We start from the raw sequence: 1,927 nt of genomic DNA, 5'->3' as shown, positions 1-1,927 counted from the left end.
TCGCCCTGGTGGCGCTTTGCCTCGGTTTCGTCGTCACCCGTTTCATTTTCCAGAACCTGGCAAAATCCCGTGCCGGCGCCGACCTCCTCCGTGAGATCAAGCTGGACGGGATTCGCGGCCTGGTCACGCCCGCCGTCGTCGGCGTGGTCCTGTGCTGCCTGTCGCTGTGGTTTCTGCTGCCGCAGATCGAGCCGAAATTCGGTGTGCTCGGCGTGCTGCTGGTGGCGCCGTGCGTTGGTTTGCTGTTCGGCGCGCTCAACGGCTTCATCATCGTTGCCGGGCGCCTGCAGCCCTTCATCGTCACCCTGGCGATGATGGTGACGGCGCTCGGCATCGCACGGCTGACCGCCGGCCAGAACAATGCGGTGCTGCCGGTCTATACCGGCTCCAACGCGACCGCCGATTTCGAGATCCTGCGCTCGCTGGTGTTCGGCATCATCCCGATGCCGGGCCTGTTCTTCCTCAGCGCCATCCTGATCTATGGCGCGGTGCTGCGCTTCACGCCGTTCGGCCGCTATGTCTATGCCATCGGCGGCAACGAGGAGGCGGCGCGCCTCTCCGGCATCGCCGCCGGCCGCGTCAAGATCGCAACCTATGCCGTCTCGGGGCTGCTCGCCGGCATCGCCGCCGTGCTCTATGTCGCACAGTACCGGCAAGGCAAGCCGGATGCCGGCGCCGGGCTGGAGCTCGACGCCATCGCCGCCGTGGTCATCGGCGGCACCAGCCTGATGGGCGGGCGCGGCAGCCTCACCGGCACGTTCTGCGGCGTGCTGATCTTCGGTCTGCTCTCCAACATCCTGCAGCTCCACAACATCAATTCGAACCTTCAGCTGGTGCTGAAGGGGATGATCATCATCGGCACCGTGCTCGTGCAGGAGCGCAATGCCGGTGATCTCCTGGCCTATCTGCGCCTGCCCGGCGGGCAATCGGCGCACAAGGAAACGGCCGCGGCAAAGCGGCCGTCGCAAGAGACACCGTCTCTCAATCTCGGAGGAAACAAAAAATGAAACGACGTGACATGCTGAAGCTTGCTGCAGTGACCGCGGCACTGCTGACCACCACCGCGCTTCTGACCACCGGCAATGCCTTCGCCCAGGACAAGAAGTGGAAGATCGGCTTCTCGCAGGTGACGACCATCGAGCCCTGGCGCGCGCAGTTCAACAAGGACATTCTGGCCGAAGCCGCCAAGCATCCCGAGGTCGAACTGATCATCACCGACGGCGAGGACAAGACCGAAAAGCAGGTCGCCGATGTCGAGAACCTGATCCGCCAGGAAGTCGATGCGCTGTTGGTGTCACCGAAGGAATCGGCCGGCCTGACCGGCGTCGTGCAGCAGGCGATCGATGCCAAGATCCCGGTCTTCGTGCTCGACCGCAATGTCGAGACCAAGGACTACACGCAGTTCGTCGGTGGCGACAACGCGCTGATCGGCCGCGCGGCCGGCGAATATGCCGTCGAACTGCTTGGCGGCAAGGGCAAGGCTGCAGGCAACGTCGTCGAGATCTGGGGCGGCATGGGCACCCAGCCGGCGCATGACCGCCACGACGGCTTCCACGAATTCACCGACAAGGAGCCGGGCATCAAATATCTGCTCGACCAGCAATCGGGCGACTGGAAGCAGGATCAGGCCTACAATCTGATGGCCAACGCGCTGAAGAGCAACGAGAAGATCGATCTCGTTTACGGACACAACGATCCGATGGCCTACGGCGCCTATCTCGCCGCCAAGGATGTCGGCCGCGAGAAGGACATCAAGTTCATTGGTATCGACGGCCTGCCCAACGAAGGCGTGCAGATGGTCAACAAGGGCGAGCTGACGGCAACCTTCACCTATGTCACTCCCGGTGCCGAAGGCCTGCGCCAGGCGATCAAGTTCCTCAACGGCGAGAAGGTCGAAAAGACCATCACTCTGCCGACCGAGAAGATC

At 63.3% G+C, this 1,927-nt stretch carries 2 protein-coding genes; both read left to right on the top strand.

Annotated features, from left to right (window positions below; genetic code table 11):
* On the top strand, positions 1–1,007 hold a 1,007-nt coding region (locus EN906_RS32435), incomplete at its 5' end, for an ABC transporter permease (protein ID WP_164777539.1).
* Positions 1,004–1,927: substrate-binding domain-containing protein (locus EN906_RS32430; RefSeq protein ID WP_127375693.1), on the top strand; the 924-nt coding region annotated here is incomplete at its 3' end. The genes EN906_RS32435 and EN906_RS32430, both read left to right, overlap by 4 nt.

This window comes from Mesorhizobium sp. M7A.F.Ca.CA.004.06.1.1, assembly GCF_003999135.1.
Taxonomy (GTDB): domain Bacteria; phylum Pseudomonadota; class Alphaproteobacteria; order Rhizobiales; family Rhizobiaceae; genus Mesorhizobium.
This window is presented reverse-complemented; position numbering and strand designations above follow the sequence as displayed.